Annotated in this window: 22 protein-coding genes and 2 pseudogenes; 17 read left to right on the forward strand and 7 right to left on the reverse strand. The window is 44.1% G+C overall.

Features of this window, described 5'->3' with window-relative positions; all coding sequences use genetic code 11:
• Nucleotides 1-4: 4 nt before the first annotated feature.
• The 11 genes from JCM16418_RS10550 to JCM16418_RS10600 all read left to right on the forward strand — a co-directional run bounded on the left by JCM16418_RS10550 (nt 5) and on the right by JCM16418_RS10600 (nt 13,793).
• Nucleotides 5-1,996 (forward strand): DHH family phosphoesterase, encoded by a 1,992-nt coding sequence (locus JCM16418_RS10550; RefSeq protein ID WP_036648531.1) that lies wholly within the window; start codon nt 5-7, stop codon nt 1,994-1,996.
• Entirely contained in the window at nt 1,993-2,436 is a 444-nt protein-coding gene (gene rplI, locus JCM16418_RS10555) for a 50S ribosomal protein L9 (protein ID WP_036648533.1), read from the forward strand. Before JCM16418_RS10550 ends, rplI begins: the two co-directional genes overlap by 4 nt.
• 2 nt (nt 2,437-2,438) lie before the next feature.
• A complete protein-coding gene (gene dnaB / locus JCM16418_RS10560) occupies nt 2,439-3,800 on the forward strand; it encodes a replicative DNA helicase (protein WP_036648540.1) in 1,362 nt (453 codons plus the stop codon).
• Nucleotides 3,801-4,043: 243 nt separating this feature from the next.
• On the forward strand, nt 4,044-5,327 hold the full coding sequence (locus JCM16418_RS10565) for an adenylosuccinate synthase (RefSeq protein WP_036648541.1): 1,284 nt from the start codon (nt 4,044-4,046) through the stop codon (nt 5,325-5,327).
• A gap of 139 nt (nt 5,328-5,466) precedes the next feature.
• Nucleotides 5,467-6,156, forward strand: a complete 690-nt coding sequence (locus tag JCM16418_RS10570) for a hypothetical protein (RefSeq protein ID WP_036648542.1) — start codon at nt 5,467-5,469, stop codon at nt 6,154-6,156.
• A 378-nt stretch (nt 6,157-6,534) separates the two neighbouring features.
• A complete protein-coding gene (locus JCM16418_RS10575) occupies nt 6,535-8,055 on the forward strand; it encodes a M23 family metallopeptidase (protein WP_036648545.1) in 1,521 nt (506 codons plus the stop codon).
• A gap of 160 nt (nt 8,056-8,215) precedes the next feature.
• Entirely contained in the window at nt 8,216-8,944 is a 729-nt protein-coding gene (gene yycF, locus JCM16418_RS10580) for a response regulator YycF (RefSeq protein ID WP_036648547.1), read from the forward strand.
• A gap of 1 nt (nt 8,945) precedes the next feature.
• Nucleotides 8,946-10,781 (forward strand): cell wall metabolism sensor histidine kinase WalK, encoded by a 1,836-nt coding sequence (gene walK / locus JCM16418_RS10585; RefSeq protein WP_036648549.1) that lies wholly within the window; start codon nt 8,946-8,948, stop codon nt 10,779-10,781.
• Nucleotides 10,778-12,079, forward strand: a complete 1,302-nt coding sequence (locus tag JCM16418_RS10590) for a YycH family regulatory protein (RefSeq protein ID WP_036648552.1) — start codon at nt 10,778-10,780, stop codon at nt 12,077-12,079. The genes walK and JCM16418_RS10590 overlap by 4 nt, the downstream gene beginning before the upstream one ends.
• A 101-nt stretch (nt 12,080-12,180) precedes the next feature.
• Nucleotides 12,181-12,981: a two-component system regulatory protein YycI gene (gene yycI, locus JCM16418_RS10595; RefSeq protein ID WP_036648554.1), complete on the forward strand. Its 801-nt coding sequence runs from the start codon at nt 12,181-12,183 to the stop codon at nt 12,979-12,981.
• A 5-nt stretch (nt 12,982-12,986) separates the two neighbouring features.
• Nucleotides 12,987-13,793, forward strand: a complete 807-nt coding sequence (locus JCM16418_RS10600) for an MBL fold metallo-hydrolase (protein WP_036648556.1) — start codon at nt 12,987-12,989, stop codon at nt 13,791-13,793.
• Here the strand turns inward: JCM16418_RS10600 and JCM16418_RS10605 are convergent.
• Nucleotides 13,762-13,968, reverse strand: coding sequence for a hypothetical protein (locus JCM16418_RS10605; protein WP_036648560.1), 207 nt, complete (start codon nt 13,966-13,968; stop codon nt 13,762-13,764). The two genes, JCM16418_RS10600 and JCM16418_RS10605, sit on opposite strands and share 32 nt — an antisense overlap.
• Nucleotides 13,969-14,486: 518 nt before the next feature.
• On the opposite strand from JCM16418_RS10605, the gene JCM16418_RS10610 reads away from it, so the two are divergent.
• The 4 genes and pseudogenes from JCM16418_RS10610 to catA all read left to right on the forward strand — a co-directional run bounded on the left by JCM16418_RS10610 (nt 14,487) and on the right by catA (nt 17,840).
• Entirely contained in the window at nt 14,487-15,740 is a 1,254-nt protein-coding gene (locus tag JCM16418_RS10610; RefSeq protein WP_036648565.1) for a S1C family serine protease, read from the forward strand.
• A 190-nt stretch (nt 15,741-15,930) separates the two neighbouring features.
• Nucleotides 15,931-16,098, forward strand: coding sequence for a CxxH/CxxC protein (locus JCM16418_RS24265; RefSeq protein WP_081765396.1), 168 nt, complete (start codon nt 15,931-15,933; stop codon nt 16,096-16,098).
• 333 nt (nt 16,099-16,431) lie between these two features.
• Nucleotides 16,432-16,910: pseudogene (gene rlmH / locus JCM16418_RS10615) on the forward strand (23S rRNA (pseudouridine(1915)-N(3))-methyltransferase RlmH).
• Between the two features lie 282 nt (nt 16,911-17,192).
• Complete coding sequence (catA, locus tag JCM16418_RS10620; RefSeq protein ID WP_036648571.1) at nt 17,193-17,840, forward strand: type A chloramphenicol O-acetyltransferase; 648 nt, start codon at nt 17,193-17,195, stop codon at nt 17,838-17,840.
• A gap of 563 nt (nt 17,841-18,403) precedes the next feature.
• On the opposite strand, the gene JCM16418_RS24935 is transcribed toward catA, so the two are convergent.
• Together JCM16418_RS24935 and JCM16418_RS10625 are read right to left on the reverse strand one after the other, a co-directional pair.
• On the reverse strand, nt 18,404-18,631 hold the full coding sequence (locus JCM16418_RS24935) for a DUF4190 domain-containing protein (RefSeq protein ID WP_158442425.1): 228 nt from the start codon (nt 18,629-18,631) through the stop codon (nt 18,404-18,406).
• Between the two features lie 89 nt (nt 18,632-18,720).
• Nucleotides 18,721-19,053, reverse strand: a complete 333-nt coding sequence (locus tag JCM16418_RS10625; protein WP_036648573.1) for a DUF1904 family protein — start codon at nt 19,051-19,053, stop codon at nt 18,721-18,723.
• A 264-nt stretch (nt 19,054-19,317) separates the two neighbouring features.
• On the opposite strand from JCM16418_RS10625, the gene JCM16418_RS10630 reads away from it, so the two are divergent.
• Together JCM16418_RS10630 and JCM16418_RS10635 are read left to right on the forward strand one after the other, a co-directional pair.
• Complete coding sequence (locus tag JCM16418_RS10630) at nt 19,318-20,856, forward strand: bifunctional GNAT family N-acetyltransferase/carbon-nitrogen hydrolase family protein (RefSeq protein ID WP_036648576.1); 1,539 nt, start codon at nt 19,318-19,320, stop codon at nt 20,854-20,856.
• 18 nt (nt 20,857-20,874) lie between these two features.
• Nucleotides 20,875-21,750, forward strand: coding sequence for a carbon-nitrogen hydrolase family protein (locus JCM16418_RS10635; RefSeq protein ID WP_036648579.1), 876 nt, complete (start codon nt 20,875-20,877; stop codon nt 21,748-21,750).
• A gap of 308 nt (nt 21,751-22,058) precedes the next feature.
• Here JCM16418_RS10635 and JCM16418_RS10640 read toward each other — a convergent pair whose 3' ends face one another.
• The 4 genes and pseudogenes from JCM16418_RS10640 to JCM16418_RS10655 form a co-directional block, all read right to left on the reverse strand.
• Complete coding sequence (locus tag JCM16418_RS10640) at nt 22,059-22,595, reverse strand: ABC transporter ATP-binding protein (RefSeq protein WP_306304771.1); 537 nt, start codon at nt 22,593-22,595, stop codon at nt 22,059-22,061.
• On the reverse strand, nt 22,580-22,741 hold the full coding sequence (locus JCM16418_RS26635; protein WP_306304768.1) for a hypothetical protein: 162 nt from the start codon (nt 22,739-22,741) through the stop codon (nt 22,580-22,582). The genes JCM16418_RS10640 and JCM16418_RS26635 overlap by 16 nt, the downstream gene beginning before the upstream one ends.
• Nucleotides 22,742-22,830: 89 nt before the next feature.
• Nucleotides 22,831-23,937 carry an ABC transporter permease gene (locus tag JCM16418_RS10645; protein ID WP_158442426.1) on the reverse strand — a complete coding sequence of 369 codons (1,107 nt, stop codon included), beginning with the start codon at nt 23,935-23,937 and terminating at the stop codon, nt 22,831-22,833.
• Between the two features lie 34 nt (nt 23,938-23,971).
• Nucleotides 23,972-25,104, reverse strand: a pseudogene (locus tag JCM16418_RS10655) (ABC transporter permease).
• Nucleotides 25,105-25,153: the final 49 nt, after the last annotated feature.

The following is a 25,153-nucleotide window of genomic DNA, read 5'->3' on the forward strand; positions in this document are numbered from 1 at the left end:
AGTCATGCCTAAATTTCTACAGAAACGCTGGCACGGCTACTATACCGTATGGGCGTTTATGCTACTGCTCTTGTTGGTCATTATTGTGACCAAGTATAACTGGGCGCTTGGCATTATATGTCTGTGTCTGGTGGTAGCCCTCAGCTATTTCATGCTTAAGACGGAAATGAAGTTCCGTACAAACTTGCTTGAGTATATCAACGGTCTTTCTTTTCGAATTAAACGAGTAGAGGGTGAAGCCATTAATGTCCTTCCATTCGGCATTATTCTCTATAGTGAGGATCGGACGGTAGAATGGCATAACCGCTTTACCAGCACGATGTTCGGACAAAAGTCATTAGTGGGCTCTGCTCTTCAGGATTTGTTTCCTGCGTTGCCTGCGTTGATGGGTGAACGAAAAGATGGTCATAAAGACCTTCGCAAAGAATTACAAACTGAGCTGAAGATTGAGGATCATTATTACCAGTTAATACTTATTCTCGACGAACGGCTTATTTATTTATATGACGTGACGGAGCTTGTTGTACTTCGGGAGCGGTATGAAGATGAGAAAATGGCGCTAGGCATCATCATGATGGATAATCTGGATGAGGCTGCTCAGGGTATGGACGATCAGCAGCGCACGTCACTCATAGCTCGCGTGACGAGCGAAATTACAGACTGGGCGAAGCATTACGAAGTCTATCTACGTCGGTTATCGTCAGATCGTTACTTAATGATGCTGAACTATAAGTCTCTTCAGGAGCTGGAAAAGAGCCGTTTCGTCATTCTAGATGAAGTAAGAGAAATGACGGCCGAGCTGAAAGTACCCATGACATTAAGTATTGGCCTCGCCTTTGGTCCGCAAAGTATCAGTGAGCTTGGCGAGCTAGCTCAGTCGTCGCTCGACATGGCACTAGGCCGTGGTGGAGACCAGACAGCGGTTAAGGCTGGCCAGCGGCTATCGTTCTACGGCGGGAAATCCAATGCTGTAGAGAAGCGCACAAGGGTACGAGCCAGAGTCATTGCTCATGCGCTTCGCGATCTAATGCAAGAGAGTGACAAGGTGTTCATTATGGGTCACCGTATGCCAGATATGGATGTCATTGGCGCTTCCATTGGTGTGCTTAAGGCAGCGCAGATGTACAATGTGGAAGCCTATATCGTGCTTCCAGGTTTGAATCCATCTATTGAACGGATGATGTCTCAAGTTCAGAAGGATGAGAAGCTGATGGAGCGGTTCATCCCGCCAGAACAAGCCTTGCTGATGATGAATCCGCATAGTTTGCTGGTGGTTGTAGATACACATAAAGCGTCAATGACAATGGAGCCGAGACTTGTACAGAATGCCCGCCGAATTGTAGTGGTCGATCACCACAGACGGGGTGAGGAATTCATTAATGATGCGGTTCTGGTCTATATGGAGCCGTACGCTTCATCAGCCTGCGAATTGGTAACCGAACTCCTGCAATATATTCATGAGAAAATTCAGCTTAGTCCGCTTGAAGCGACGATGCTGCTTGCTGGAATAACGGTAGATACGAAGCATTTTGCACTGCATACAGGGTCACGTACATTTGAAGCGGCAGGCTTCCTGCGCCGCAGTGGAGCAGACACCGTACAGATTCAGCGAATGTTAAAAGAAGACTTGCAGGAATATCTGGCAAAGTCAGATATCATCAAACATGCTAAAATGATATATGACCATGTTGCTTTGGCAGTAACCGAGAAAGATATGGTTATCCCGCAACTGTTGATTGCCCAAGTGGCAGATACACTCTTGAACATGACCGACGTAGTTGCCTCATTCGTAATCAGTGAGCGGCCGGATGGATTAATAGGAATTAGTGCCAGGTCGCTGGGTAAGATGAATGTTCAAGTCGTGATGGAGCGGCTTGGCGGCGGAGGGCATTTAACGAATGCAGCGGTGCAGCTGAAAGGAACCGTAGAAGAAGCACAGGCCATGCTGCTGGATGTGCTCGCACAGATTGAGGAGAAAGAGGGGTTGTTTGAATGAAAGTTATATTTATAAAAGATGTTAAGGGTCAAGGTAAAAAAGGGGACGTTAAAGACATTTCAGAGGGATACGCAACGAATTTTCTACTTCCACGTGGACTTGCACGCCCTGCTACGGATGGAAATATGAAGACGCTTGAAAATCAAGCAGCATCCGAGCAAAAACGTAAGGATCAAGAGAAGGAAGACGCTCAGAACCTTGCGAAGAAACTTGAGGAAATGACGATTCAGTTGAAAGCGAAAGCTGGTGAAGGTGGACGTTTGTTCGGCGCCATTACGAGCAAACAGATTGCAGAAGCAATGTCTGCTCAAAATATTAAAATTGATAAGCGCAAGCTGGAGCTGAGCGAGCCTATTCGTCACTTAGGTGTGACACAGGTGCCTCTGAAGTTGCACCCAGATGTTAAAGCTACGCTGAAGATCCAGGTTACGGAGGAATAAGGGTGGGCGGAGAGCTCTTTTTCGATCGGATTCCCCCGCAAAATCTGGAGGCGGAGCAGGCAGTCTTAGGTGCAATTCTGCTGCAAAGTGAAGCAATGATCACCGCGATGGAGCGAGTGAAGCCTGAAGATTTCTATGATCCACCGCATCAGATGATATACGAGGCGATGATCCAGCTCGGAGAAGAGAACCAGCCAGTCGATCTGATTACGCTGACTTCTCGTTTGCAGGACCGGAGCCAGCTTGAGGATATTGGTGGCGTCAGCTACTTGGCCAAGCTAGCTCATGCCGTTCCGACGGCAGCTAACGTGGAGTATTACGCTCAGATTATTGAAGAGAAATCGATGCTACGCCGCTTAATTCGTACCGCTTCGCAGATTGTGAGTGAAGGTTACACGGGCGGCGAAGATGTCGCTGGTATGCTTAGTGATGCTGAGCGGAACATTCTAGAAATCTCTAATCGCCGTAGCGGTAGTGGGTTTATCGCAATCCGTGATGTACTTATGGAAGTATTTGAACGGGTTGAGATTCTACACCAGAATAAGGGCGGTACGACAGGTATTCCTTCCGGATTTGTTGATCTGGACAAGATGACCAACGGATTTCAGCGTTCGGATCTCATCATTGTCGCTGCGCGTCCATCTGTAGGTAAGACGGCATTTGCGCTTAATATTGCGCAGAACGTAGCCGTACGCGCGAAGGAAACCGTAGCGATATTCAGCCTTGAGATGTCAGCGCCTCAGCTCGTACAGCGTATGATCTGTGCTGAGGCCAACCTAGACGCGAATACCATGCGGACAGGTGACTTCAAAGGTGATGATGATTGGGCCAAACTAACGATGGGCATTGCTGCATTGTCAGAAGCTGAAATTTATATTGATGATACACCGGGTATTACGGTGGCTGATATTCGTTCCAAATGTCGGCGTCTGAAGAAAGAGAAGGGACTCGGAATGATTGTCATCGACTACCTTCAACTTATTCATGGCCGTGGTAAAGCCGGCGAGAACCGGCAACAGGAAGTATCCGAAATCTCTCGTACTTTGAAGCAGATCGCACGCGAACTCGAAATTCCAGTTATCGCACTTTCTCAGCTCAGCCGGGGTGTAGAGCAGCGTCAAGATAAACGGCCGATGATGAGTGACCTCCGTGAATCAGGATCAATTGAGCAAGATGCGGATATTGTTTCTTTCCTGTACCGGGATGATTATTACAACCAGGATACAGAGAAGAAGAACATCATTGAAATTATTATTGCCAAGCAGCGTAATGGTCCCGTAGGAACGGTTGAATTGGTATTTATGAAGAATTTCAATAAATTTGTGAATTATGAACGAGCACATTCAGATTCTTTTGCAATGTAAATGGACATTCTATTATATATACGGCTGCTTAAGGAATGTGCAAGTAGCAAGAAACAGCAAATTCCGAACAATCGCACATGTGAATGTGTGATTGTTCGTTTTTGATTTGACTTTGGATTTTGGTGCTGGTACACTTATAATGCTGCTTTAATGCAGTGAAACTTGATCTGTGGACGTCAGTATAGTCGTCTACGAAACAGATACTTATAATTAAGGTGTGTTAGCACCAACGGGGGAATGAACATGTCAACAGTAGTCGTTGTGGGAACACAATGGGGAGACGAAGGCAAAGGCAAAATCACGGATTTTCTCGCGGAAAGCGCCGATGTGGTGGCTCGGTACCAAGGCGGCAACAACGCTGGCCATACCATTCTGATTGACGGTCATAAATACAAACTTAGTCTGATCCCATCCGGAGTGTTTTATGCCGATAAGAAATGTGTCATCGGTAACGGTATGGTCATCAATCCGGCTGCGTTAATTGAAGAAATCAATTACATTCAAGATAACGGTTTTACAACGAAAAATCTCGTTATTAGCGATCGTGCCCATGTCATTATGCCTTATCATATGGTGCTCGATGGTTTGGAAGAAGACCGTAAAGGACCGAACAAAATCGGTACCACTCGTAAGGGTATTGGCCCTTGCTATATGGACAAAGCAGCTCGTAACGGTATCCGTATTGCAGATTTGATGGATGCAGAAGAGTTTGAGCTTAGACTTCGTCATATGACGAAAGAGAAGAACCAAGTGATCGAACAAGTCTATGGCGCAGAGCCACTAGACGTTGAAGAAATTCTGAAGCAGTACCTGGAGTATGCTGAGATCGTTCGTCCATATGTGACTGACACATCGGTTGTGCTTAACGATGCTATTGATGCGGATGAGAAGGTACTATTTGAAGGCGCACAAGGTGTAATGTTGGACATTGACCAAGGAACGTACCCGTACGTAACTTCTTCTAATCCATCAGCTGGTGGCGTATGTATCGGTTCGGGTGTAGGACCATCTAAGATTCAACAGGTTATTGGTGTAGCTAAATCCTACACAACTCGTGTAGGAGATGGACCGTTCCCAACGGAGCTGAACAATGAAATTGGTGAATATATTCGTGAAAAAGGTCATGAATACGGTACAGTAACAGGACGCGCTCGCCGTGTAGGTTGGTTCGATAGCGTCGTGATTCGCCATGCTCGTCGTGTCAGTGGGATTACGGGACTATCACTCAACTCGCTTGACGTGCTTACCGGTCTAGATACCGTTAAAATTTGTACTGGCTACAAGTTCCGCGGCGAAGTGATTACACATTATCCTGCAAGCTTGAAAATGCTTGGTGAGTGCGAAGCTGTATATGAGGAAATGCCAGGTTGGCATGAAGACATTACAGGCGCTAAGACGCTGGCTGATCTGCCAGAGTCTACTCAAAACTACGTGAAACGTGTTTCGGAGCTTACAGGTATTCCAATCGCAATTTTCTCCGTTGGCCGCAATCGCAGTCAAACGAATCAGATTTTGCCAATCTACTAATCTTTGCACGTTGAATTACAAATTGAAGCCCTGCTCTTGGAGCAGGGCTTTTTTGCATTTCGGGGATTGAAGCCGGTCCTTCCCGTCAATACTGCTAATAACAGCAAACGTGAACAGTTAGCGGTAGAGGGAGGAAGGCATGAAAATTATTATGCAGTGGCTGCTCAAAACAGTCCTGGTTGTCGTACTGATCAGTGGGATGACCTTATTGACGACAGGTCTTGTCGTCAATGCTTACGTTCAGTCGATATTAACCACCTTTAATATTAAGCTCGAGGGGCAAACGCCGGGATTGGGTAGTATCATGCAAGGGATGTTTGGATTTGGAAAGCAGAAGGACAAAGATATGACAACAGATCCGAAAGATACGGCTAGTAATGAGAAATCTACCGGAACGGTGCAAGGGAGCTCATCATCAGATCGTTCAAGTGGTACAGGGAGCTCATCCACCACAGATCAGGGGAAGTCAGATACTAGTGGCGAAAAGGTAGAGAAGGAGAAGGTTCCTGAGAACGCTGTACCCGTGATGGGCCAAGGCGTAAGCGAGTCAGAGAGCGTAGATAGTCAAGGCACAGGCACAGCGCAAGATGAGCAGGTGCTGATCAGTCCAGAGGATATGTCGAAGAAGAAACAAGAATTGACGGCGCAGGAGAAGAAAACTATTTTTACAATGCTTATAACGAAACTACCGCAGCAGGAAATTCAGGCCATTTCAAGTGAAATGGAAGGTGGACTTACGGAAGAAGAGTTGAAGAATATCGAATCTACCATTGCGCAATATTTAAATGCCGAGGAATATGAATCATTGAAGAAGCTACTTGAGAAATAGGCTTTTCATAAGTAATTTTGGCGAGAGAAGGGGGGAACCTCCTTCTTTTTTTGTGCCATTTAACTTTTGAAGAGAGTTGTATAATTTTCCTATATTAGGGAGAAGTTAAGGGTTATGCCGTCCACTCGCCAGCCAAATCTCATGGATGACCGATCCGATGTAAACATGGGAGAATGTAGTAAAGTGTCATCTTTTGGCCTCTAAAAAGTTCTGCACCAAATACAGGTAAATGCTACAAACCCGCGTCAAACGTGGATTTTTTGGCTTTTTAGATAGGTTGAATTGTTTGTAAAGCTTATGTTAAAGTAAATAAGAGTGTAAAAAGGTATCAAAATTTTAACCTTTTCAGCGAAAAGGAACGTTTAAGGGAGAGTAGATATGAAGGGTTTCATTCAACGCAAGCAATCGAGCAGCATGAGCACTTCTTCTCCAGATTTGGAACAACCAACAGGCCGCAAACGAGTATCCACTCGGACATGGCTAGCAGGTGCGGCGGGTACCGTCGTTATCGTTGCTGGTCTTATTTTTGCGGGGAATCAATACGTTGAGGCCAAGACCGTTCCGATCTATCATGTGCTTGTACAAGGAAAAGATATGGGTACCATTCAAGATCCATCACAGCTCGAACAATTATTCGGCCAGAAACGGCAGGAATATCAACATAAGTATCCAGACGTAGAAATGGTATTACAGACAGAGGGTATTACAACGAAGGTAGAGCGAGCTTACAAAGCAGAGCCGAACACGGATGAAACGTTGCAGAAGCTTGATGGCATGCTTAAAGCATACGCTGAAGGTGTGGAACTCAAGGTAGAAGGTAAAGCCGTAGCGGTTGTTAAAGATCAAGCGACGGCAAAAGCGGTACTTGAGCGTGTGAAGCAGAAATATGCACCACAGCTTGAGGAGCAGGTGAAAGCGAAGAGCAATCAAGGTGTGAAACCTGTAACGATTTCAGCTTCAGGTTCGGTAGCTGCATTCAAGAGCACTTCTACAGGAGGTAACGCTGTGAAATCGGTACGCATTGAGGAGCCTGTCTCACTCGCCTCTGTCCAGACAGATCCCAATAAGGTGCTGACAGTGGATGAAGCGGCCAAAGTGCTGATCACAGGGAAAGACGCACCTCTTATGTACGAAGTAACCGAGGGAGATACGATAAGCTCCATTTCGCAGCAGTTTAAAGTAACTCAGAAGGAGATATTCGGCAATAACCCGCAGGTGAAAGAGAAATCACTGCAAATTGGGGATGAGCTGAAGTTGATCGTTCCCAAGCCGCCGCTGACCGTAACAACGTTAGTGCAGGTTGCAGAGAAGGTGCCTACGGCTCCAGAAGTCGAAATTCGTTTAAGTAAAGATCTACCGGCAGGTAAAAGTAAAGTTGTTCGCCCAGGGCAGGATGGCGAGAAGCTAGTGAATTATTTGGTGACGAAGCAGAATGGTAAGGTTGTTCAGGAACAATGGCTTAGTCAACAAGTAATCAAACAATCGTTGAAGGAAGTCGTACTACGTGGCACTAAGGTTCCGGGTAAAGGTTCAGGTCAGTTCTCATGGCCTGTTAGCGGAGCCACAATCTCAAGCTCATTCGGCTCACGTTGGGGCAAGATGCATAAGGGCATCGATATTGTCTCTGGTAACCGTACGATTATGGCGGCGGATGATGGTGTAGTGAGCTTTACCGGACAAATTAATGGCTACGGAAATGTGATTATTATTAATCACAGCAATGGTTACGAAACATTGTACGGTCATTTAAAGAGCATATCGACTCACTCGGGTCAGCGCGTAGATAAAGGCGACGCGATTGGAGTCATGGGAAGCACAGGTAGATCAACCGGAACACATTTACATTTTGAGATCCATAAGAGCAGCACGAATGAGAATCCGATAAAATACTTACATTAATCGCGGCGAAGCATGTGATCTGATCGCGCGAGGAACTTGTAAATATGAAAGAGCATAGCCGATTGAGGCTGTGCTTTTTTAGGTGCATCAACTTCCGGCTCCAATATGGTAAAATAATAGAAGATCTGGACAAGTTCTGAAATGATGAGGTGAGAAACCAATGCAGGGAACCATTCTGGTTGTCGATGATGAGCATCCCATTGCGGATATTCTTAAATTTAATTTGGAAAAAGAGGGCTATGAGGTGGTATGTGCCTTCGATGGTGTGAGTGCAGTGGAACTGGCGATGTCTATCCAGCCTGATCTCATGCTGCTTGATTTAATGTTACCAGGCAAAGACGGCATGGACGTCTGCCGTGAGCTTCGGGCTGCGGGTTTGCATCTTCCGATTATTATGCTGACGGCTAAAGATGAGGAAATTGACAAGGTGCTAGGTCTTGAGATGGGTGCAGATGATTATGTCACTAAGCCATTCAGTACTCGTGAGTTACTGGCCCGGGTCAAGGCGCAGATGCGTCGCCAGACCAAGCCGTCCCCTGCAGAGGCAGCCCCTGAAGTGCAGACAAGTAAGCAGGGCATTCATTTCTTTAGTTTGTTCATAGATACGGATATGTATTTAGTATATAAAGACGAAGAGGCACTCGATTTGACCCACCGAGAGTATGAATTGGTCTATTATCTGGTAAAGAATGCGGGTAGAGTGATGACACGTGAACATCTCCTGCAAGCCGTATGGGGTTTTGAGTATTTCGGTGACGTGCGAACAGTGGATGTAACGATTCGGAGGTTGCGGGAGAAGATTGAGGAGAATCCGAGCAAGCCGGAATATATTCTGACCCGCCGCGGGCTCGGCTATGTCATGCGCAGTCCTAAAAACGGGGGATTCTAGAATGAAGTGGTACTCTTTTTTTCGCACGATTCAAGCGAAGTTAATCATCATATATGTACTGCTAATTCTGATTGCGATGCAGCTTATTGGGGTTTATTTCGTGAGCGCGATGAAGAATTCACTGACTAGCAATTTCTCGAAGGACTTGCAGGAACGGGCAGATTTGCTATCGATTCTTGCTGCCGAGAAGCTGGGAGGCACCCTTGAACCCGGAGATAAAGATAACAGCTCGATGGATAGCTTAGGCATTATCGTGACGAATCTTTTTAATATGAATAATGCAGAGATTCAGGTGCTAGATGCCAGTGGTAAAGTGCTGGTGACATCCGTTACTTCTCATGCGGATTATGTAGGTCGAAGGAATACACAGACCGTGGTCAGTCGTGCACTACAGGGTAGTAAGGACAATGAGGAATACGTAGTGGACGAAGACAATATTCGGAAAAAGGTTGTAGCGAAGCCTGTCATTAGCAAGGGGAAAATTGTTGGGGCCGTATACATTGTTGCATCTATGAGTGATCTGTATAGTACGATGGGTGGCGTCAATAATATCTTCATATCAGGTATATTGCTGGCGTTAGGTTTGACAGCGGTACTCGGCGTCATTCTGGCACATACGATTACCCAGCCGATTAAGGAGATTACTCGGCATGCAACGGCAGTGGCCGAAGGGAATTTTGATCAGAAGATGCCCATCTTTGGTGATGATGAAATTGGCCAGTTAAGCGAGGCCTTTAACTATATGACATCGCGGCTACGTGAAGCGCTACTCCAGAATGAAGAGGAGAAGGAAAAGTTAGCCTCCATTCTGACCAATATGAGTGATGGCGTCATTGCTACGGATGAAGCAGGCCGGATTATTCTGATGAACCGCCGTGCAGGCGCAATACTAGGGGTAGATGGGGAAGAGTTGACGGGGAGCGGGATTGCAGCGCTCATGGGTCTGAACTCGGAACAGCATGAATCCTTTAGTGAAGGAACCTTTCATACCATGTTGCTCGAAATAAATTCGGAAGAGAATGGACGCTCTTATATGGTGCGAGTTACCTTTACGCCCATTCATCGGCGGGAATTCGGTATAACGGGTACTATTGCCGTCCTGCAGGATGTCACTGAGCAGGAGAAGTTGGAAGCATCTCGGCGCGAATTCGTGGCAAATGTTTCTCACGAGCTGCGTACCCCACTGACGACAATCAAGAGCTATACAGAGGCACTCGACGACGGAGCGCTTGAAGATCCACCCCTTGCATCGCGCTTCGTGAGCGTGATTCAGAATGAGACGGAGCGCATGATCCGGCTCGTAACGGATCTTCTACATTTGTCGCGATTAGATAACAAAGAAGCGCTTCTGCGTAAGCAACCTACCGATCTGCTGGACATGTTGGAGGATGTGGCAGACCGATTTTCTTTTCAAATGCGGCAAAAGGATATTCACTGCGGTATTCTCGTTCAGCAAGGAATGCCTAAGGCGCTATTTGACCGCGATCAGATTGATCAGGTGCTGGATAATCTGGTCTCCAATGCACTGAAGTATACCCAAGCAGGCGGTAGTGTGACGATGGAGGCAAGAATGGCAGAAGATCATGTTCTCACCATTTCATTACAAGATACGGGTATAGGTATTCCTAAGAAAGATCTGGATCGTATCTTTGAACGGTTCTACCGTGTAGACAAGGCAAGATCACGTAATATGGGCGGGACGGGGCTTGGACTATCCATTGCCCGTGAGATTGTCTATGCGCATGGCGGAACTATTTCACTACAGTCAGAACTCGGACAAGGTACACGCGTAACGTTTACGCTTCCCCCTGTTGAAGCTCAGGAGGTCGCAAAATGAGAGAGATGATGAAATCTTTATTACTAACACTGTTGGTAGTTGGCAGTTTGGTGCAGAGCTATTATTTGATTTATCGACTCCCTGGAGGTGATTCGGTCACCAAAACGGAGAATAAATATATTAAGACGGATAATATGGGACCAGAGGAGAAGGTGGAGAACCTCATCTATCCGGATAAAATGCTCATTCACTTAGGCGAAGGGAAGCATACGGCGTTTTATCCGAATTCGACCTTCTATAATTTAATATATTCACGTTTGAAAGGACGCAGTTTCGAGAGCTTCCAGCGAATAGCATCAGAGAATACAGACTGGAACAAGATTCGTAACGAAGATCCGGGTATTGAATTGACCTTTAGTCAGGGAATTCCCGTTTCGCTGCTTCAGCGAGTGATGCAAATTCAGTCGGATTCGCTGTTTGATGCAGAGCAGATTAATCGGATATGGATATATACGGTGCCGAATGAAACCAAGGCACATGCGCTATTTTTCAGTACGGAAGGCCATGTTGTCTATGAGGCAGGGAAAGTAGATTTAACGGTACAGGATGTGCAGCAGCATGTGGATTTCGGCAAAAACTGGACCCCATACTCTTTAGTGGCGAATGGAGATTACTATATACCGGAGAAGAATATGGATATGGTTGAGGCGGATATGGACATTAGCGTATACACCGATGAGCAGATGCGTAGCAGTCTATTCTTTGATCCGGGCATTACACGGTATATTCAGGAGAAGGACGGTTCACAGATCTATACGGATACGAAGCGAAGCCTACAGGTAAGGCAAGAGGAGAATTGGATGAGTTACTCTGATCCTTCCGCTCCTCCTGCGGGTGAGAGTAGTACCGATAAGGATGTATTGGCTGCTGTCGATTTCGTGAATGAACATGGTGGCTGGAATGGCATTTATCGGCTGGGTCTTAGCGGAACGAGTCTGCAAAAGAGTCAAGTGGTGTTCCAGCAGTATTATGGTGCTTATCCGATTCTGGATACACCAAATTTCCACTATGGTACGATGAAGCTCGATCTAGAGCGCGGCAATGTATCGGCATATGAACGTTCTTTAATCTATACGAAGCAGGAAGCTCAGACTAAGCGCATGAAGAAGCTAGCAGGGGGTAGTGTGCTCAAAGCGGAACTCGCTGAGATTGCAAAAAGCTCGAGAATTGAGGATTTGTATCCAGCATATGTACCTTTGTTAACAGAAGAGGGACTCCATTTATCTCCAGTGTGGGCAGTGAAGCTAAGTAATGGTGCTATTAAGACGATATCTGAACTGGGAAATATAGAGCAGTAACAATGAAATAGAGAGATTTTGCGAAGTGATTGGTTTGACCGCATCTTGGATGAGGCGTATGGTTAGGTAAGTGAGTATTCCAGCTAAAAGGAGGGTAAGGGATGGATTGGGGACGAGCTAAAAATGTGTTAATCTATGCTTTTTTGCTGCTGAATTTGGTGCTCGGTTATCAGCTATGGGCTGACGTGCGCGAGCAAGCAGATACCAATCTAGACTTTGCGACCCTTGAAGATCATACGAAAAAAATAATGGAGCAGAAGAACATTCAGTTACTCTGTTCCATCCCAAACAGTATACCGCAGCTACCCAAAATCACATACAGCTATGTGAGTGGAGATAACATTGGCAAGCCTATGACTTTACCTCGGCCGGTAGATAGCCAGGTGGTGTTCACGGATAAGGATATTGTAGCTGCACTTGGCGTGCAAATTCCACAAATTCAAAACTATCGTTATGACTCGGTAGATAGTGCAGCAACACTTAGTGAGAGTGAGATGAAGCGCGTTGCTGCAGCCGGGGCTGCCGGCAGATTTGTGCTACATCGACTCATTGATGACAAATGGCCGCTTTTTAATGATCAGCTAGAGCTGTTCTATAATGATCAGAAGATTATATCGTATCGACAGTCGCTACTAGAAATCGTCCCATCCTCCGATGAACAGCCACAGAAAATTGTGTCCGCATCGAGTGCACTGAAGACGTTAGTAGAGACGTATATTCCGCCGGGCTCTGCGATTAAAGATATTCAGCTCGGTTATTATGGACAAGTGTTTAATTCAGAGAAGCAGGTAGCTGCCCCATCGTGGCGTTTTACGTTAGAGAGCGGGGAAGTTTATTATGAACAAGGCATCAGTGGGGACGTGACTGTAACGAGTCCCAAGACAGAGAAAGCAAAGGAGTAGAGGTTATGGGGATATCTTTTACTGTATTATCCAGTGGATCAACGGGGAATGTAACCGTAGTACGCAATGAGGATACGACATTGATGATAGATGCGGGGCTTAGTGCGAAGCGGATCGACGAACTATTGAAAGAGCGGGAAGTTAGTGGTGAAGAGATTGATGGCATCTTAGTAACACATGAACACTCCGATCATATTAAAGGGCTAGGTGCGATGGCGCGTAAATATAACCTGCCGATTTATGCGAATGAGAAAACATGGGGAGCGCTAGACGGCTCTATTGGCAAAATTGCTCCCGAGAATCGGATTATTATGGCCAGCGGCGAAATCCGTGATTTTCGTTCTTTACGTGTTGAATCCTTCGGAATTTCCCATGATGCGGCAGAGCCCGTGGGCTACTGTTTCTACGATGGCAATGACAAACTCAGCGTAGCGACGGATCTCGGTTACATGAGTGATAAGGTAAAACAAGTGATTAGTGATTCAGACGTAATGGTACTCGAAGCAAATCATGATATCAGCATGCTGCGTATGGGCAGATATCCATGGAATATTAAACGCCGCATTCTGGGCGATATGGGCCATCTATCGAATGATGCGGCAGGCGAAGTTATGAGCGAGCTGCTGAGCGGCAAGACGAAGCGTGCATACTTAGCTCATTTAAGCCGGGATCATAATATGATGGATTTGGCGAAAATGACGGTGCGTGCCGGCATGGAAGATCGAGGATGCTTTTATAAAGATCATGAATTTAAGCTTTGCGATACGTATTACGACCGTCCTACACCGTGGGATAAGGTGAGTGAGTCATAAATTGATCTAGCTCTGCTGCTTTCTTCTCGACCTCTTCGCGGGTGAGGATGCCTTTGTCTATGAGTAATTCAATCATGGTGCTTAAGGCAAGGGTATTGCGGTAATGCTCGTCCTTCAAATCTCCGAGTGTAGCCATCAGGTGGACATAGTCCGCCGAAGATGGGAAACGTTCCATTGTACTTCCCCCTAATCGTATGATTCACTATTAAAATTACCACAACACACCAATTGTTCACTGGAGAAAAGGTTACGTCACGTAGCCCTACATATGTTACAATAATCTTTACAGGATATAAGAATTGGAGCATATTTCTAATGCCGCTTGTTCCCGAATATCCTTTGTACTATTCTAGTCTCTTTGGGACTAAATCATTCCTATTTCTATGAAAAAATAAAGATAGAGCCATTTAATAGAGTGGAATTTCGCCAAATGGTGTAATAAATGATGTGCTCTATAAGTGCAACCTTTATGCCTGTTGAGGAGTTATAATAATGTAACTATTGAACTAGAGCAAATGAAGCGCTGAACAGATACTCTTGATGTAGGATAGACGTAAGGCCAATGTGGCTTCCCTATAACATGCGCGAAGTGCCTTGAAGGCGGAATTACGCTTTATCAAGGATTGATATAATGATGAGATAATTAAAGCGTTTAGGAATTAGGTGTGTTTCAACAAAGGGGAGAGGATCACAATGGGGCTGTTTCATGATGATTTTTTTACGGCCAAAGTTTCCAAACCAAAGGGCGAATTTCGTAAAGTTCGGTCTACACGTAGTTCATGGCCCAAAGCCCAACGTACCAAAGGGTCATCCACTATAAAAGTTGCTGTGATAAGCTCCGTTATTAGTTCTCTTGTGGCTGTCGTATTGTTTAGTGCGGTCACAGGACTTCCATCGTCGAAGCCATCAGCAGTGGCAGCGGTCAGCTCACTCAGTGCTAAACCACTGGATTCAGATCCGTATGAACGATTGGTTCAGGCTGCGGCTAAAGTGCGTCCTTCTGTTGTAAGCATTGTAAATTACAAAGAAGGCGTCAAAAAGAAGAAGAACAAAGCTAATATAGAAGATTCAGCTTTGGGCTCGGGTGTGATTTTCAAAAAAACCAGAGGGCAGGCATTTGTAATCACTAACAATCACGTCATTGAAGGTGCAGAGGAACTGCAAGTCATGATGGTGAATGGTGAAATGAAGAAGGCGACGCTGGTAGGCACCGACAAAGTGAATGATATTGCCGTATTGTCGATGGATGACGCCAATATTAATGCGATTGCAGAAATGGGAGATTCCTCAAAGGTACGCTTTGGCGAAACCGTAATTGCAATCGGTAATCCACTTGGTCTGGGTGATACGCTTACTTCCGGTATTATCAGTTATACGAACCGGATCGTACCGGTGTCGCTGAATCAGGACGGTGTATATGATTGGGAGCAAGAAGTCATTCAGACAGATGCAGCCATTAACGAGGGAAATAGCGGCGGTGCGCTGGTCAATTTGGATGGTAAAGTCATTGGCATCAATACGATGAAGATTTCAGATACGGGTGTTGAAGGCATTGGTTTTGCCATCCCTACGGGGCAAGTAATGAAGACCGTTGATGAGCTGATGCTGCACGGCAAAGTAGCACGTCCGTACATTGGCGTCTATACGGTTGACCTGAATAATGAATATGCTCCACTTGATGAAGAACAAATGAAGGAATTGAAGCTGCCGAGCACCGTCGAAGACGGCGTCGTTGTGTTAGATGCGGTGGGCCCGGGGCAAGAAGCGGGACTGAAGCTGAACGACGTGATTACGAAGTTCAACGATCAACCGATCAAGACAACGCTTGAACTGCGGAAGTTCCTTTACGATAAAGTCGCTGTAGGCGATGTCATTAAAGTGACCTATTACCGTGAGGGTAAAGAGCAGACGGTCGACGTGACACTGCAAGATAAACCAGAGCAATAATCTTGGCTAGTTTAGCTTAAAGTGCGAATGTTAAGAAATATGGGTAATAAGGATGGAAAGACCCTGTTGTCACTCTATCCTTCTCTTATGAGAAGCGATTCAGATTAATGGTGTGCTAGTACGAGAAACAGGCTATACTTAGGATATGAACACCAATACAACCATGTGCAGGGCAGAGGGGATGCTTTTCATGTATGTAGTATGCAAAGATCATGTGGAACTTGCGATTGATATGTTTGTGGACGAGTTTGAAGATGCGCCGGATATGGTGGATCTGAAGGAGACCGAATTTTCCGATTGGGACCCACCGGTGAAATGTGCTCACTGTGAGCAGGCCGGGATGTATTTGGTGGTGTAGAACGGCAAGACGTTTGTAATTGATGCGCTTTAGCGGTGGGCTTGAAGCGGAGTAAGACGTTACTGCTGAGAGTAGAGCCTTTTAGCGTTCGATAAGCTATGTAGATGAAAAAATGAGGGAGCGTGATTTCACGCTCTTTTTTTGTAGTTATAGCTATCATGGATAGGCTCTAAGTAAATACCAGTGATTGACTTGACGTGTGGATAGAGCGGAGGGATTCTGGAGGAACGCACCCTCCGAACCCGCAGCGGCTTGTTTACGAACGGTCAACTGCTAATTTTGGCTAGAGCAGAGATATATGGATAAAAATTTGCATTTCGGAGGAAATATAGCATGTTCATTCAAATCATTGGCGTCGGAAAGTTGAAAGAGAAGTATCTGGTCATGGGCATCCAGGAATATGCCAAACGGATGAACCCATACATCAAATTTCAGATGATTGAGGTTGCGGACGAGAAGGCCCCGGACACCTTGAGCGAAGCTGAGGTGTCTATTGTGAAGGAGCGCGAGGGCGAACGCATCCTCGCGCATGTGAAGAGCGAGGCGCATGTCGTTGCGCTCGCCATCGGCGGCCAGCTCTGGAGCTCGGAAGAGCTGGCCGCTGAGATCGACAAGCTCGGCACGTATGGGACGAGCCATGTCGTGTTCATCATCGGCGGGAGCATGGGCTCGCAGATGCCGTGCTGCGCCGCGCCCAGCAGAAGCTCAGCTTCGGGCGCATGACGCTGCCGCACCAGCTGATGAGGCTGGTGCTAGCGGAGCAGATTTATCGCGCGGTGAAGATAAATCGGGGGGAGCCGTACCATAAGTAGCGGCAAGTTATTTCACAGGACGACCCACCAAAAGGGAGCGCATAAGGTTTTGGATAAATTTTTTCTCACTGAGCTACATTCGGTGAAAAAGCGTGTGGCTGTCATCTGAGGGAGGATGGAGAGAACTGCCTGTGGAAGATGGCTTAGAGGGTAATGGATTTACTTGGTAATATGATATAATATAATGTAATGTAATGAAAGTCTTAAAAGGATGACTGATATGAAAAAAGCGGTGAAAGTAGCCTCCTAATATTAAATTAATTATATTAGGAGGCGTGGAATATGAAATTCAGTATTATTAATCGTGACAATTGGCAACGAAAAGAATACTTTGAACATTATTTACAACAACAGACAACATTCAGTATGACGAATGAAATTAATATTACTGTTCTTATGAAGAACTTAAAGAAAAAGGGATATAAGTTATATCCTGCGTTTATTTTTATGGTTACAAGAATAGTTAATTCTCACAGAGAATTTAGAACTTGTTTTAACTCAGAGGGTAATTTAGGTTATTGGTCAGAGATTTGTCCGTGTTATACCATATTTAACAATAGCACACACACCTTTTCAGCCATTTGGACGCCAAATATGAATAATTTTTCAAAGTTTCATTTTCAATATGAAAAGGATGTTCGAAAATACAAAGATACAAGTAGTTTATTTCCAATAGAACCTATACCAGATAATAATATTCCGATCTCTATGATTCCTTGGAGTTCTTTTAATGCGTTTAACTTAAATATTAATAACGGTGGAAACTTTCTCTTACCAATAATAACGGGTGGTAAATACTCCCTAGTTAATGATGAATTATTCCTGCCTGTCGCTTTACAAATTCATCATTCAGTTTGTGATGGCTACCATGCATCTATTTTTATGAATGATTTACAAAGATTGGCTAATGAAAGCGAAGAATGGGTTTAATGGATCTTTATGGTAAAATAATTACACATATTGGTCCAATGTTTAGACTTTGCTTGTTGAACAGGTTTACGTTCGATGGTGCCTCATGGTTTAAACGTATGTGATTACAAAGTAGGGCCATTCGACAAAGGATGGCCCTAAAACTTGCCGTTACAGACAGCGAGGTGAACCGTATTATAAATGAGGCGAAATTTTGGGACAGCCGCGGCGCAAGAAATTTCGCTTCTGAGATGATATGTAGGGCCTATCATAAGTGATGGCGACAAATGTTAGTGTTGGAAGGTGAAATGGGTAGTGGAGGATTAGTCATGGAGGTTGTTATTTATGCGTCAATCTCTCAAGGGACGGTTGTAAGGAGACTTTTGTATGGGGAAATACCCATCAGAGAAGAAATGCAAATGCTTCAGCTGTTCATTATCTGCTCTTAGATTATTTCACGACACTTGACCCCTAAGGTGAATTTACGACTACTCATGCTAAAAAGAACGGTGTAACAAATGATTCATTAGCTTTTTTAAACAGTCTGACCGCTTCCCAGTTTTGGGAAAGCGGTCTTGTTGTGTCTAGACATTATTCATACCACTCATGAAGGCAATCACAAACGAGATAACAAAGGCAAGCACACTAATAGACGTCGCGACAATTCCGCATACCAATCCTGAAATTTCCATACCCCGTCCTCGCAACTGTACCCGCTTGATTTTTTTTAACGATAAAGACGAGAACACAATCGCAGCGATACCGCTGAAGAAGCCAACGATTCCAAGGACTATGATTCCTCCAAATGGCAAAGTAATTACGCAAATTTTTATTAGAATATTGAGTATACTCGAATTGTAGAGCTTCTGAATGTTTCCAATACCACCATTTATACCATTAATCAGGAACCGTAACGTCGTCCGTTCATATAAAAATTGTCCTCGCGGCCAACACGGAAGGATATCTCCAGCTCGGGAATATCAAGTGACCGGACATGCCTGTCAATTGCTTCTGCCATCTTATCGCGCACTACATCCCCCCGCTCAAACCACCATACGTCGATGACTGGGTACGAATCCGTATATTTTCCGTCTAATATAGCGGTGACGTGCATGCATTCTAAGGTGAAATTATCTGTTCCGCATTGGCATATTGCGGCCATCTCTGCTACGAGAGGTATACTGATTGCACGTATGCCCTCGGCGGGAATTCCTCTAAATATTAACTGCGGCATTTGATTTCCTCCTGTTATTATGCTTCAGCCAATGTCTTTTTCTTATTGTATATGTACAAGTCTGTGTGCGGCAATCAGTGAAACAGATTTTGTTACATCACACCAATCATCAAAACGATAAAAGGGATGTCATTCTTAGAAAAAATAAATATATAGCAATTAATTGCGAATCATATGTTTACTTCTTTCGTCAGAGGATTATTAGAGGTAATAAGTGTATGTTAGAATATAGTTAAACACATTTGGTAAAGGAGCCTCTTTTCTATGACAACGGATCAAATTTCGCAATTTGAGAAGAAAATTATTATTCGTAACATTGAACGCGAAGATTTCGATAATATTATCGCGCTGCAAAATATTTGTTTTCCCAACATGAGTCCATGGAAGCTGGATCAACTGGAAAGTCACATCCGTACGTTTCCCGATGGTCAAATTTGCGTCGAGCTCGACGGTAACATTATTGGCTCCTGTTCTAGTTTGATCGTGAACTTTGACGATTATTTGGAGCAGCATACGTATTCCGAAATCACGGACAAGGGATACATTCGCAACCATAACCCCCGTGGCGGGAACCTCTATGGTATGGAAGTCATGGTACATCCAGATTTCCGTAGGATGAAGATCGGAAGAAGATTATACGAGGCAAGGAAACGGCTAGCGGAGCAACTTAATCTCAAGAGTATTATCGTAGGGGGACGCATTCCAGGGTATCACAACTATTCCGATAAGCTGTCGCCAAGAGCTTATGCGGAAGAAGTGTTGCAGCAGAATATCTACGATCCCGTGCTGACTTTTCAGATGATGAACGGATTTACGCTGAAGAGGATTATATCCAATTATTTGTCCGATGACGTCGATTCCGAGAATTTTGCGGCCCTGTTAGAGTGGAATAATATCGAATACAAGCCGAGCATCAACAAGACTCTTTATAAAATGTCTTTCCCCGTCCGCATTTGCGTGGTTCAGTATATGATGAAGAAGATCGATTCTTTCGAGGAATTCGCCAACCAGTGTGAGCATTACGTGGACGTGGCATCAGATTACAAGTCGGATTTCGCCGTTTTCCCGGAGAACTTCACCATGCAGCTGCTTTCCTTCTTGGATGAACGGTCTCCGAGCTTGGCTGTCCGGAAACTTACGACGTATACGACCAACTATGTGGAGTTATTCTCCGAACTCGCGGTCAAATACAACGTAAATATCGTAGGCGGCTCCCACTTCGTTGAGAACAATAACCGGATTTACAACGTCGCTCACTTGTTCCGCCGAGACGGCTCAATTGAGCAGCAATACAAGCTACATATTTCTCCGAACGAGCGGAAGTGGTGGGGCATCAACGGGGGTAACTCACTCGGGGTGTTCGACACAGATTGCGGTAAAATATCGATTCAACTCAGCAGTGACATCGAGTATCCGGAGCTGTCCCGTATCGTTGCGGAAGAGGGAGCGCAGATTATATTCGTTCCTTTCTGCGCGGAAGATCGGCAGACTTTCCTGAGGGTGAAATATTGCGCACAGGCCAGAGCGATCGAGAACCAAGTGTTCATTGTGACCGCGGGAACAGTAGGAAATCTAACCCATGTGGACAACATAGACGTTCAGTACGCCCAGTCCGGTATCTATACGCCGGCTGATTTCTCCTTCTCTCGCGACGGTATCGCAGGGGAGTGCAGCGAGAATACGGAGACAGTCATCATGGCTGAGGTAGACATGGAGACGCTCGAAAGGTACCGCAAGTCCAATGATGCTTTGTCGTTAAAAGATCGTCGGACGGACATCTATTCCTTACAAATTCGAACTTAAAACATACTAGAGGTGAATATGAAAAAGTTAACGATAGCAACTACGCAATACGGTCTCACCGATATCCGTACCGAAGAAGAGTTCTGGACGGGAATTGATATGAAGGTTCGGGAGGCTGCCGAACAGGGCGCCTCCATGATCGTTTTCCCGGAGTACATGACGGCTCACTTACTAAGCCTAGAGCCATCGATGTTGCACGATGAAGCATGTTATTTTCTGAACGGGCTGACGGATAAATATATCGAGTTCTTTAGAGAGTTAAGCCAAGAATGCGATATTGCCATACTAGCAGGGACGCATATATGTTTAGAGGGAGAGAACAAGTATTCGAACAAGGCATTCCTCTTCTTTTCAGACGGACGGGTGGAGACGCAGAGCAAGATACATCTTACGCCGGAGGAGCAGATTCGCTGGCCACTGGTAGCGGGTGACGAGCTTAACGTATTCGACACGGAGTGGGGCAAGATGGCAATCTTGACCTGTTACGACATCGAGTTCCCGGAACTGGCGAGGGCAGCCGCGGTTCGTGGCGCGGAACTGATTCTATGCCCTTCCTATACCGATAATTCCTTCGGATACCATCGCGTGCGGCATTGCGCCCAAGCGAGGGCGATTGAGAATCAGCTGTTCGTCGTATTGAGCGGCCTCGTCGGATCCTTGTCCGAGGATCGTCCGCAGGTGGACATGGGGTTCTGTCAAGCGGGCATATTCACCCCATGCGATTTGCCGTTCGAAGCAGATGGCATTTTACAGGTCGGAGAAACGAATGAAAACAGGACAGTGCTGGCCGAAATTGACTTCTACATGCTCCGAGAAAATCGTGAACGCGGAGCTGTAGCACCCTTCTTCGACCGCCGGCCTGAACTTTACGAACACCAGAAGACGCTCCTGTAAACTGAAAAGACGAGTATCAATCACATTGAAGCAGAGCTCTTACGTAAAATTTTTTGTTGCGAAGTATAGCAAACAACTGAACACGAAGGATAACACCAAGTCAGGGAATGCCTTTAGTATTCCCTCCCGAAAAGCATAAGAAGACCCTTCACAGGGTCTTCTTATGTTTTTTGCGCTAGTTTATCTGCTTAAATAATTTCTTAGGTATCCATAAGAAAAGAGCCATCCCGTTAAGGATGGCATTCAAACTTACCGTTTTAGTTGCACGGGTGAAATAAGATGAATACCCATGCTGAAAGCAAATCTAACTAACTTGCGACTACTTCTCCATCTTTCAATTCAATAATACGATTACATTGATTGGCTACCTCTGTATTATGTGTAACCATAATAATGGTGTTTCCAAGTTGATTTAATCTTTTTAATACCTGCATAATTTCCTCAGTTGTAGTGGAGTCAAGTGCTCCTGTCGGTTCATCTGCCAATATAAATGCTGGATTATTCACTATTGCACGAGCAATGGCTACCCTTTGTTGCTGTCCCCCAGAAAGCTGTAACGGTCGTTTATGGATATGGTCTTCTAAGCCTACAGATATTAAAGCATCTTTGCTTCTTTGTACTGCCTCTTTAAGATTGACCTTTTTCTTGCTATACAAATTATAAAATTGTAGATTGATCTTAACATTCTCCAACGCAGTTAACTCATGGATTAAGTTGAAATTTTGGAATACAAACCCGATTGTTTTGTTTCTGGTGAAGGCTCTCTCTTTTTCTTTTAATATATTTGTATCTTGATCTTCCAAGTAATATGTACCCGATGTTGGGCGGTCTAGTAGCCCCAGAATGTTGAGTAACGTAGATTTCCCCGATCCAGATGGACCATAATGGCAATCATTTCTCCATGATGAATGCGTAGGGATATATCTTTTAAGACATTTTTTCTTTCCACTTCAAAATATTTATGAATTCCATTTAGCTCAATATAGCTCATCTACCTAATCACTCCTTTAATCATCTCAATAGGTTCTATCTTCTTTAGCTTTATAAAAGGCATGATTATAGATAGCAAAATGAAAATAATCATAATGGCGAATGCATAGCTATAACAGATACATTCAACATGAGTGCTTCATTAACAAAAAGAGTTGCAAAAAGTATTTTACAAATAGCGGCAGCTAAAATGAAAGAACCCCCAAAAATAACGGTTATTTCTCCGAATACTAAACGAATGATATTATTTTTCGTCAGTCCTAATGAATAATAAATGCCAAAATCTTTATACCTTGTAGAGATATTAGCTAAAATAGCACCAATACTTCCTAACAGAGATAGTACTAAAAGAATAGCTGCGAAAGTGATTGTGCTTATAATAACTACCTTTCGGCTTTCATTATAGGAGTTTATTTCTCCCTGTAATGTGGTGTATTGTAAATCCAAACCGTTGCGGTTAAACACCGATTTAATTTGCTCCAAGCTTACTCCTCTTGCTTCGTGTTCTGGTAATTGAATTAATGAATTATATGCATATGTCAGATCAGATTCAAATTCTTTAAATTGGGGAGCTAAGATAAACTCTGTATTGTAAATGATATTATCACTAATCTTAGTTGAACCCCCCGGCCAAAAATGAACAGAAGGTGCCAGTACTCCCACAACCTTAATCTCTATCTTTTCAAGCTTGTCTGTATTTCCATTCATATAATATCGTGGATACGTTTGTCCTACTCTATATTGATCTTTCAGTGCAGCACTAACCACAACAGGTATATTTTCAAAAGAATGTATATCGGTTTGTAATGGTTCTATCGTTCCTTCCTGCAATGTAAGTTTTAACATTTCAATACTATCGTTGTTTAGAATATTTAAATGTGATTCATTCTTTTTTTCTTGAAAATTGGGATTGGGAATGTCATAAACATACATAGGCTCAAACAAACCGAGTTTTTCAACTAGATTCTTTTCCTTTAGTTGTTTAAAGACATTGCTATATTCGTTAAGCATACTTTTTTCTGATAAAGGATTTTTTTCATTAATATACGCATGAACTGTATCTAGGGGGACTAACGCTTCAATACTTTTTTTATATTGTAATAGATTGAAAATACAGCTTAATCCAAATAATAACGTAGCAAAACCAATTGTAAACTGTACCATTAACAGTGAAAATTTGCTTTTCTTTTTAATCATGGATTGGTAAATAAGTCTTATCACATATAACACCTCATGTACGATTAATTGCGTTGATGGGCTCAATACGCATAGCATTCAAGGCAGGAGCTATTGCCGAAATCATTCCGAACAATAAAGACACACCCATTGCAAAGAATAAATTCAACCATGTGATTTGAAAGCTTAGCTCTTTTCCAAGGGAAGAACTAGATAATAGTAGCATGGTAAGATATTGTACAAAGATCGCTAGTAAGCCGCCAAGGATTGAGATGATCAAGACTTCAAGCACCACGGTTTTGGCAATATAGCGTTATTCGCTCCTAAAGCTTTCATGATACCAATCTCTCTTTTTCGCTCAACTAACCAATACAGCATTAAATGAACAATGTTGATAACGGCTATGGTATAGATAAGTATGGTGGCCACTACAGTGATAACAAGTGAATTTCGGAAGGAACTAGCATCTATGTTACTCACATTCTTGTAATCTAATCTGATCCCTTTCTGATCGGCTGTCTCTATAAGACTCTTACTTTTTTGCATAAATCGGTCTTTTCCATTTTTCACAAGAATGCTAACAGCATTATGATCTTTTATTTCAAGGAAACACTCTGGATAAATATTCAGATAACCCTTCCAAGGCATATATATAACATGCTCCCATGAAGTTTCTCTCGAAGGACGCCCGCCAATACCAATCACGAGGAATTTTTTATCCCCAATAACTACGTTATCGCCTAGCTTAATCTTATGCTTATCAGCAATACTTTTTCCGATGATAATTGATTGGTTTCCTCCCATGTCTTCTGTTGAAAAATACTTACCCTCTACTAATGGTATATGCCAGTCTGGTTCCTGATGAAATAACACGGGAACGATTTGAAAGCTGTCATTATATTGATCGAGCTTTCGATTCTCCATATTAAGAAGCTGTGTTTCTCCAAATTCACTTAATCTTTCTATGGTATCTTCAACATCTTGTTGATTCCATTCGCCATTACGAGATAAAGAAACATCTACTTGCTGTTCAGGATTGCCACCTCTTTGATCATGTATATATTCTAATGATTCCATAGATGCACTTGTCCCAAGCGACATGACTAAACTGCCGATAAAAAATCCAATAACAATGAATAGAATGGTTACTTTTCTATTTTTCCATTGCCGAAAAATAAACTTGTACATGATCACACCACCTCCTGTTTTTAATTTATGTAGATCAGCTTTATAAGTG

Origin of the sequence: Paenibacillus pini JCM 16418, from assembly GCF_000576305.1 — a bacterium.
GTDB classification, from domain to species: Bacteria; Bacillota; Bacilli; order Paenibacillales; family Paenibacillaceae; genus Paenibacillus_AQ; species Paenibacillus_AQ pini.

Bases quoted from the DNA above. Each gene is read 5' to 3' on its own strand.
- JCM16418_RS10550 (WP_036648531.1), top strand. From the start codon at position 5: ATGCCTAAATTTCTACAGAAACGCTGGCACGGCTACTATACCGTATGG.
- rplI (WP_036648533.1), top strand. From the start codon at position 1,993: ATGAAAGTTATATTTATAAAAGATGTTAAGGGTCAAGGTAAAAAAGGG.
- JCM16418_RS10565 (WP_036648541.1), top strand. From the start codon at position 4,044: ATGTCAACAGTAGTCGTTGTGGGAACACAATGGGGAGACGAAGGCAAA.
- JCM16418_RS10570 (WP_036648542.1), top strand. From the start codon at position 5,467: ATGAAAATTATTATGCAGTGGCTGCTCAAAACAGTCCTGGTTGTCGTA.
- JCM16418_RS10575 (WP_036648545.1), top strand. From the start codon at position 6,535: ATGAAGGGTTTCATTCAACGCAAGCAATCGAGCAGCATGAGCACTTCT.
- yycF (WP_036648547.1), top strand. From the start codon at position 8,216: ATGCAGGGAACCATTCTGGTTGTCGATGATGAGCATCCCATTGCGGAT.
- walK (WP_036648549.1), top strand. From the start codon at position 8,946: ATGAAGTGGTACTCTTTTTTTCGCACGATTCAAGCGAAGTTAATCATC.
- JCM16418_RS10590 (WP_036648552.1), top strand. From the start codon at position 10,778: ATGAGAGAGATGATGAAATCTTTATTACTAACACTGTTGGTAGTTGGC.
- yycI (WP_036648554.1), top strand. From the start codon at position 12,181: ATGGATTGGGGACGAGCTAAAAATGTGTTAATCTATGCTTTTTTGCTG.
- JCM16418_RS10600 (WP_036648556.1), top strand. From the start codon at position 12,987: ATGGGGATATCTTTTACTGTATTATCCAGTGGATCAACGGGGAATGTA.
- JCM16418_RS10605 (WP_036648560.1), bottom strand. From the start codon at position 13,968: ATGGAACGTTTCCCATCTTCGGCGGACTATGTCCACCTGATGGCTACA.
- JCM16418_RS10610 (WP_036648565.1), top strand. From the start codon at position 14,487: ATGGGGCTGTTTCATGATGATTTTTTTACGGCCAAAGTTTCCAAACCA.
- JCM16418_RS24265 (WP_081765396.1), top strand. From the start codon at position 15,931: ATGTATGTAGTATGCAAAGATCATGTGGAACTTGCGATTGATATGTTT.
- catA (WP_036648571.1), top strand. From the start codon at position 17,193: ATGAAATTCAGTATTATTAATCGTGACAATTGGCAACGAAAAGAATAC.
- JCM16418_RS10625 (WP_036648573.1), bottom strand. From the start codon at position 19,053: ATGCCGCAGTTAATATTTAGAGGAATTCCCGCCGAGGGCATACGTGCA.
- JCM16418_RS10630 (WP_036648576.1), top strand. From the start codon at position 19,318: ATGACAACGGATCAAATTTCGCAATTTGAGAAGAAAATTATTATTCGT.
- JCM16418_RS10635 (WP_036648579.1), top strand. From the start codon at position 20,875: ATGAAAAAGTTAACGATAGCAACTACGCAATACGGTCTCACCGATATC.
- JCM16418_RS26635 (WP_306304768.1), bottom strand. From the start codon at position 22,741: ATGAGCTATATTGAGCTAAATGGAATTCATAAATATTTTGAAGTGGAA.
- JCM16418_RS10645 (WP_158442426.1), bottom strand. From the start codon at position 23,937: ATGATTAAAAAGAAAAGCAAATTTTCACTGTTAATGGTACAGTTTACA.